The sequence below is a fragment of the Kitasatospora sp. NPDC022856 genome, from assembly GCF_055561235.1.
Genome location: NZ_JBVHHE010000093.1, coordinates 1 through 7,491, shown reverse-complemented (window position 1 = coordinate 7,491; position 7,491 = coordinate 1). Strand labels below are relative to the sequence as shown.

Annotated in this window: 6 protein-coding genes and 3 pseudogenes; 4 read left to right on the top strand and 5 right to left on the bottom strand. The window is 69.6% G+C overall.

The window, feature by feature from the left end; genetic code table 11:
- Positions 1–94 precede the first annotated feature (94 nt).
- Positions 95–670: pseudogene (locus ACZ34W_RS38075) on the top strand (S1 RNA-binding domain-containing protein); the annotation flags it as partial.
- A gap of 8 nt (positions 671–678) precedes the next feature.
- Positions 679–1,028: pseudogene (locus ACZ34W_RS38070) on the top strand (hypothetical protein).
- Here ACZ34W_RS38070 and ACZ34W_RS38065 read toward each other — a convergent pair.
- Complete coding sequence (locus tag ACZ34W_RS38065; RefSeq protein ID WP_465611003.1) at positions 1,022–1,366, bottom strand: hypothetical protein; 345 nt, start codon at positions 1,364–1,366, stop codon at positions 1,022–1,024. The pseudogene ACZ34W_RS38070 and the gene ACZ34W_RS38065 overlap by 7 nt on opposite strands.
- A gap of 3 nt (positions 1,367–1,369) precedes the next feature.
- Here ACZ34W_RS38065 and ACZ34W_RS38060 point away from each other — a divergent pair, with 3 nt between their 5' ends.
- Both ACZ34W_RS38060 and ACZ34W_RS38055 read left to right on the top strand, forming a co-directional pair.
- Positions 1,370–2,056, top strand: coding sequence for a hypothetical protein (locus tag ACZ34W_RS38060; RefSeq protein ID WP_465611001.1), 687 nt, complete (start codon positions 1,370–1,372; stop codon positions 2,054–2,056).
- Positions 2,057–2,513: 457 nt separating this feature from the next.
- Positions 2,514–3,230: pseudogene (locus tag ACZ34W_RS38055) on the top strand (helix-turn-helix transcriptional regulator); the annotation flags it as partial.
- 153 nt (positions 3,231–3,383) lie between these two features.
- On the opposite strand, the gene ACZ34W_RS38050 reads toward ACZ34W_RS38055, so the two are convergent.
- The 4 genes from ACZ34W_RS38050 to ligD form a co-directional block, all read right to left on the bottom strand.
- Positions 3,384–3,542: a hypothetical protein gene (locus ACZ34W_RS38050; RefSeq protein ID WP_465611005.1), complete on the bottom strand. Its 159-nt coding sequence runs from the start codon at positions 3,540–3,542 to the stop codon at positions 3,384–3,386.
- 1,390 nt (positions 3,543–4,932) lie between these two features.
- A complete protein-coding gene (locus ACZ34W_RS38045; protein WP_465610999.1) occupies positions 4,933–5,127 on the bottom strand; it encodes a hypothetical protein in 195 nt (64 codons plus the stop codon).
- Between the two features lie 319 nt (positions 5,128–5,446).
- Positions 5,447–6,010 (bottom strand): hypothetical protein, encoded by a 564-nt coding sequence (locus ACZ34W_RS38040; protein ID WP_465610997.1) that lies wholly within the window; start codon positions 6,008–6,010, stop codon positions 5,447–5,449.
- Positions 6,011–6,296: 286 nt separating this feature from the next.
- Entirely contained in the window at positions 6,297–7,256 is a 960-nt protein-coding gene (gene ligD / locus ACZ34W_RS38035; protein ID WP_465610994.1) for a non-homologous end-joining DNA ligase, read from the bottom strand.
- Between the last annotated feature and the right edge of the window lie 235 nt (positions 7,257–7,491).

The following is a 7,491-nucleotide window of genomic DNA, read 5'->3' as shown; positions in this document are numbered from 1 at the left end:
CCAGTACCGCCCCGATATCCTCGACGGCTTCCTCACCGGGGCCGGCCTCTCCCTCGACCTCCCACCGCCATCACCCTGAAGCGCCGAAGTCAGTACCGCTGTGCTGCCCGACAGCGACGGGGTACTCCGCGCGCGCTGGCAGACCGAGCCGACACCCAGCGACAGGGACTGGGCGTTCCTGAAGACCCTGCGCCGCGGCCAGGTCGTCACCGGCACGGTGACGACCATCGCCAGCTTCGGCGTCACCTTCGTGGACATCGGCGGCTTCACCGCGATGATCAACATTCCGGAACTGTCCTGGCGTCCCTTCAACCACCCATCCGACGTCGTAAGCGTCGGCCAGGAGGTCACAGCTGAGGTCCTCGACGTCGACATGGTCTGGGAGCGAGTGCCGCTGTCGCTTCGAGCAGTGCAGGAAGACCCATGGCCGCAGGTAGCGCAGAGGATCGGCCAGGTGGTCACAGGGCCGGTCACCAAGATCGTGCCGTTCGGTGTCTTCGTCCGCATCGAAGACCGACAGGACGGCTTTGAGGCGCTCGTGCACACCGACGAGCTGGATCAATGGCCGCAGGACGTCATCGAGGTCGGCGACGCTCTCACCGTGAAGATCATGGATGTCGATCTCGTACGGCGCCGCATTGCCCTGTCGCAGAGGCAGGCCGACCGGTGACGACGTGGATGCAGTGCTTCTGGGACGAGGAAGCCATCTGGTTCTACTTCGAGGTCGACGCCGGCGGCTGGGTGACCCGACAGGTCGAGCTCCAGGGTTCTGAGCTGACCCCGATCGCGGCTGCGTCCCTGGACGAATGGCAGCGTGCCCAGCAGGCAGGGAGTCTGGCCGAGTACGAGAAGAGATTACCGCTGGGCTCTCGGTCTCACAGTGGGAGGGGCACGAACCCGACCAACTGACTGCGCAAGAATTCGAGGCGGTCTGGGATTCCGCCCGTCGTGCGATCACAGCCCGCCACCCGGTTGGCCAGGGGCAGAATGCTGAGACCCTGACAGCAGTACGTCAGATCGACTACTGAGAGCTACTTGTCACTTCGTGGCAGCTTCGGGAGTACAGGGCCACATCCCGCTGCAGGGCATCGAGTGCCCGCAGCCGATCGTCCAGAAGCGCCAGGCAGCCCTTGACCTTCGCGTTGACGGCTTCCGGACCGCTCTCTTCTTCAAGCTGCCGCAGCGCGTCCACGTCCACCGGCTCCTGCATGAGGCCGTCCCGAATCTCGATGTAGCGGGCCACTGCGAGCCGGTAGTCCGGCGGGACGTCCACGAGGGCTGGATCGCTCCAGCCGGCCTCGAAGAAGTCGGCGTGCCAGCCTGCCGTCGTCGGCTTGAGCCGCAGCTCGAAGTCACCACGGTCCACCGTGTGAACCTCGACACCGACGCGGCACCAGGGCCCGTCCGGGACGAAGGTGCCCTCGAGGAGCTCAGCCAGGCTCTCGCCTCGGTAGACATCGGCGAGGGCGACGTCATGAGCGTCGGGTACGGATCGGCGGAGATCAGGCTCACCCCCGCAGGTGACGCCGGCTGGCACGCCCACCAGACCGGGTGGGGGTGGGAGGAGCACCCCTGGTACCTGGTGTGCCCGGAGTTCCGACCGGACGTCGTGCGGTTCATCGACATCGTCGAGCCGCTGCGTGAAGCCGTCGCACCCGTCACGGCCGATCTCCTGCGTGCTGCGGACGCCGCCTCGCCAGGCGCCGCCGGAGACATCGTCGGCGAGGCGGTGGAGAAGCTGCACAAATGGCTGGCGGCGCTCTCCGACCTGGACCGGCTCCTGGGCGCGCCCCGCTCCCCCGGCAAATGGATGGAGGTGGTCCAGACGCTCGTCCAGGACCACCACGCGGCCCGGGAAAGGGTCGTTGCCGCGGACATGGCGCATCGGTACGGGCCGAACTGGACAGGACCGGACCTCAGCGGCGGCGTGACGCTCGCCCGGTACAACCTCGCGGCCGGCCAGATCTTCCTCTTCCGCTCCGCCGAGCCCGGAACACCCGCGGCCCGCTTCGACCAGATGCTGCTGGATCTCGCCGACCAGCAGCCGAAGCCGTAGAAGTCCACCGCCTACCGGGGCTCTGCTCGAGGTGGCGGCCCGGACTTGTCAGCAGGCTCGCCTGGCTGGCCCTGCACGGCGACGAAGAAGCAGTAGAGACCGGGCGCGCCCGAGATTCCAGCGATCCAGGGCTCGAACGGGAGTCCGTGGACTCGGTACACCGCACCCGGGAGCAGCGGCCGTCGACTATCGGGACTGCGCGTCGCGCCCGGTTGACCGGCCGCGCCGGGGGCCGACGGTGGAGACCGGTGGCATGGGGCGTACATCCGCGGGGGCCATGTCGTAGCGGATAGCTGGCGGGTACGCGGTGGCGGAACCGCCCGAACTCCGGCGTCTCCTGATCCGCCTGGCTCTACCTCCAGGACGATCTCCGGGAGCACCGGAAGTACCGGCCGCCGTGCCCGCTGCCGGGCAGGCCCACCACAGTCTTCGGCAGGTCCCGCACCTCCTCCCCCGCATGGTGGAGCAGCGGGGCGATCTCTGCCCGCAGAGCGGCGCCGATGGGCAGGGTGACGGCGACCGGGCGCCGCCGGCCGCTGGGGTCAGGCTGGGCGAGGACGAGGGCCTGGTGGGCCGGGTGGTGGCGGTCACGCGACGACGACGAGGTCTACGGGGTGGCGCTCTCGCCACTGCGGCCCGGGCCATCGGAGCTACTCCCGAATCTCATCGAGGCGACGGCCGGGCACCGAGGGGTCACTGCTCCTGGGCGACCCCGTCGGGCCTGACCCCGCACTCCGACATCGACCCCCGGTTCCCGCCCCGCCGACTCGTCTACGCCCAGAACGCGGCCGTGCCCGGAGCCGGCAGGCGGGCGCGCTGCCCGCGTTGCGGCGGCACGCGCCTGGTCCTCAGCGGCCATCAACAGGAGGTGCTTCACCTCGTGGCCCTCGGCTGGACGAGCCCGCGCATCGGACAGCACTACCGGCGCACCGAGGAGGAAGCGAAGCAGTGGGTGCGCTCGATCCGCGGGCTCCTCGGCGCGGCGGACCGGCCGCAGGCCGTCGACATCGCCATCCGGGCTCACCTGCTGCCCCGTCCCGCCGGACCGCCGGCGCAGACCGAGGGCCTGACGCCCACGTTGATCCGGATCGGGGCACTGCGCGCCGGCGGGGCGACGGTGCGCGAGATCGCGCGGCGGATTGGGCGCAGTCCGGACACCGTGAAGTCCCACCTGCGCAGGCTGCACCGGTGCCTGAACGTCTCGACCGGCGCCCACGCGGTCTACCGGCTGCACGCGCTCGGCCTGCTGCCGGCTGACTACCCGTGCCCGTGCCCCCGCCCGGCGGCCGCAGCCGCGGCTGCGGCCGCCGGGCGGGGTGCGAACGGGTCATGCCGCCGGGGCCTTGGCCCGTATCTGGGCGAGGGCGAGGTCCAGGCGCGCGGAGCTGACGGTGGAGGCCAGCGCGGTCGCCGCGGTCGCGTGGTGGTCGGCTTCCTCGCGGGCGCCCTGGAGGTAGAGCACGGTGGCCAGCCGGGCACCGACCATCGCCTTGACCCGCGCGCGGGAGGTGTCGGTGCGCGCCTCGGCGGCCCGCAGGGTCCGGACCAGCTCCCGGGGCGTGGCGGCCGGTGGTGACTGCCATCAGGAAGAGTCCGTAGCCGGTGTCGCTGTTGAGCTCCTCCGGGGTGATCGCCCAGGTCCACGCCGGGCCGCTGCGCGGGTCGGCGGAGCGGGCGTAGAGGGCCTCGGCGGCGTTCATGCAGCGCAGGACCTGCCCCTCATCGCCCTGGAGGGCGTGGGCCTGGGCCCGCACCGCCTCCACCATCGCGAGGGCGGCGCTGGACAGGCGGCCGTCGACGGCCGCGTCGGCCAGGGCGAGGGCCCGGGCGGGGCTGCCCCCGTACGTAGTCCCGCATCCGTCGCCGGGGCTCCACCCGCCTGAAACGGCCCCCGATCCGCAGAAAGAGCTCGTTGAGTTCCCGGTCCCACGCATCTGTCGGCAGATCATCGCTCACACCGATGCTCTCTCCCGGCCGCTGTCACTACATGCGGCGCGGCCACCCGCGGGTTGGACATCCACGTCAAACCCGCCCCACCCACGCCGCGGCCTCGCTAAAATCGCCGTCCCCAGGCCGCTGACCAGGCCCGATGGAAAACTCTCACTGGAGTATTACCCACGCGACGAGCTGCTTCGCGGTGGCGTAGATCCGGGTCATGGCTCACCCCCTCGTGATTTCCGGGTGGCCGATCAGACTGCCCTGGCACGACCAGTCGGAGCAATGTCTCTTGACGTCACCCGACACATCAGATAGTCGTGGTACGCACCACTTGCGGCGCGTGTAGCGGAGGCATCTCCTATGGTATCGATCGGCGATATCCACACATGTAATTACCTGAGCGCTCCGGTCTTGAATCCGGCACACCCTCAAGAGGTCGCCGACCCGGCGCTTTTGGACATCTACACCGGATGGGTCGCAGCAAACCAGGGGCCAAGCTCGTTGACTCACGTGACGATTGACACCTTCATGCCGAGAGGTGACCCCAGTCTCGCAAACGCCATTACGCTGTACTCGCCCTCACATGCCCCGGTCCCCCTCACGCCAGACGGTGTCACCGTTACGGCGGTTCCGTCGGCCTTCGACGCTCCCGCGAAGCAGCACATTGTGGCCGTGGATAGTGCCGAGGTCCTCTGGGGTGTTGGGACGAACTTTTCAGTCCCTGGATACTCTCCCAGTAGGTTCTGGTCGTTCCCTATTCTGAGAGCGACCTGTGGCGTGTCGCATGTGAAGCTTTTGAGCTACACCTATCAGGTGTCGCTACTGCTTCCGCATGTCAAGACGGCGAAATACGATTTGAAATCGTCCGCTACGCCACCAGCGCCTGGGGTGGTCTTCGATCCTACAATCTGATATGACCGCCTTCTCTCGCCTCTTTATCAGGCGCGCGAAGTGCGCCCCTTGGTGGCCGTGGGAGGGGCTAAGTCGTCGAGGTGCTCGACCTTGTAGTCATGGCGCCGGAAGTACAGCAGCGAACCCGGACTGAGCTCGTCGGCGGTGGCGCGACCGGCGGTGAAGTGGACGCCGGCGACCGTCTCGTCGTGGTCCCCGTCGGGGGACGTGATCGCATACATCACTGCACCCACACATGGACGCGCTGCCCGGAGCGCTGTCACTACATGCGGCGTGGTCATCCATTGGTGCGACGGGGCGGCGAAGACCGCCCCGCACCCGCACCCACCCGGCTACACTCCCCACTCCCAGCCCGTTGACCAGTGGGGATGGAGAAGTCCGGCTGGAGTGCTAACCCGGATCCGCGACTGGCCACCGGTTCACCGACCGGGCGCCACCGCGAACCTCCTGCGCTAGGCGCCGCGCTGACCGAAGGCCGGGGCAGGCGCAGTACGTCACGAGGTCAGGGTCGTTGCTCACCTGCGGCGGGTCGACGAAAGGTCATGTCGACCAGTGGGTGTCCTCGGCATCCGGCCGGAGGGTTTCGGTGGGCCTGATGAAATGCGGGGAGTACTCGACGCCGCCAGCGTGGATGGAGAGTGTGAGGATGAGCATCCGGTCCGGGCCCGGTACGAGGCTGACGTAGATCGTGACCCCATCGGTAGCTTCGGCGCTGAAGTTGTAGTCCGTGCCCTTCTCCGGATCGCTGGGGGTCCAGATCGGCTCGACGAGCTTGTAGCCGTGCCGGCGCCACTGGTCCTCGATGCCGCTCTTCAGTTCAAGGCGGTGGGAGGCGCTGATCCTGGTTCGGGCGGTGAGCCGGCGGTCGACGAAGGACAGCCGACTTGGCTCACCGGTCGCCTGCGGCTGGTTCCGCTCGACGGAGTAGCCGGTGTCCGTGAGGGCCAGCCCGGGACTCAGCGCACCGACCGTGTCCTCGAGGGCCTGCTCGCTGCGCTGGTGGAAGGCGTCGGCGGTGAAGCGGATCCTCTCGGGCCGGGGCGGTGACGGATGTGCTTCGTCGTAGGCGACCCACCACCACCCGCCCACGGTGAGCGCGAGCATGACCCCGACCAGACAGGCAAGGCCCACCACGGCCCCGAGACACCCCTTCACCAGCCCCTTGTCAAACACTTCGCCTCCCCTGTCCTACTCCGTCCCGTCACCGTAGACGCGAGGTCTGGAACTGCGCGTGAGTAGGCGTACTCAATTGCGGTCGGCCTTGTTCCTCAGCCGGAGGCGGAGACGAAGCTCGAAAGTGGGTGCCCGCGCTGGGGGCGCAGCTCCTCGGCCTGCGGTGACAGTCAGCGCGACCAGGTGACGACTATCGCGACCAATCACAGACGCTGGGTTACGACGGGCCGGCGCGCAGGCCTCGCCAGACCGGCTGCCGCAGTCGGCCCGCGGGGGTGAGCTCCAGGAACTCGACCTCGGCGTGGAGTTCGGGGCGTACGAAGCGCACCTCGGCGCCGCGCGGCAGTCCCAAGGCGGTCCGGACGCCGGTGAACGGTGACGTGGTCTGGTCGAGAGGGCGTAGCGCGGCGGCGAGGGCGCGGCGTTCGGCCGCGGTGAATCCGGTGCCCACGGATCCGGCGTAGAGGAGCCGGCCGGGTTCGCCGGTGGGGGCGCCGACCAGGACGGCGCGCACCGTCATGCCGGCCGGCCCGCCGGGCAGCCAGCCTCCGATGACGATGTCGGCCGTGCGCAGAAATTTGATCTTGATCCAGTCGCGGGATCGGGTGCCCGGGCGGTACGGGGAGTCGGTCCGCTTGCAGATGACGCCTTCCAACTGGTGCTCGCGCGTCCACGCGACGGCGTCGGTGAGCGACTCCCACGCCGGGGGGACCCGCAGCCCGGGCCGGTCCAGGTTCAGGTCCTCCAGCAGGGCGCGCCGGTGCCGGTAGGGCTCGGTGAGCAGGGGCCGGTCGGTGTGCGGGAGGTCGAAGGCGATGAACAGGGCGGGGGCGGCGCGGGCGCCGGCTTGGACGGAGGCGGGGCGGGTGCGGTGGACGCGGCCCTGGAGCGCGGCGAAGGAGGGCGTGCCGTCGCGCATGACGACCAGCTCGCCGTCCAGGACCAGGGGGCCGGGCACGTCGGCGAGGGCGGCGGCGACCTCGGGGAACCGGTCGGTGTAGTCGGTGCCCGCGCGGCCGACCAGCCGGGCCCGCCCGTCCTCCAGGTAGGCGATCGCCCGGGCGCCGTCCCATTTCACCTCCGCGCTCCAGCCTGGCCCGGGTGGCAGTGGTCCGGGCGTCGCGAGCATCGGTTCGATGTGCGGCAGCCGGACCTGCGCGGATCCTCGGGAGGCCATACCCCCAGCATCCGACGAAGGAGCCCGCGCCGGAGCCGCGATGCGGCCGAGCGGCGCAGCGGCCGGCGGGTGCGCGAGGATGGACGGGTGAGCACGTCACCCCGCTACCGCCGCGGCGACCTCCTTGAGGAGGCCGGCGGCTGATGAGGCTGGTCGATTTTGGCCAACGCTGCTGTTCACCTCACTTCGTCCGGCTTTGAACGGAGTGGGGAGTCTGGGGAGCGACGAGCGCCCG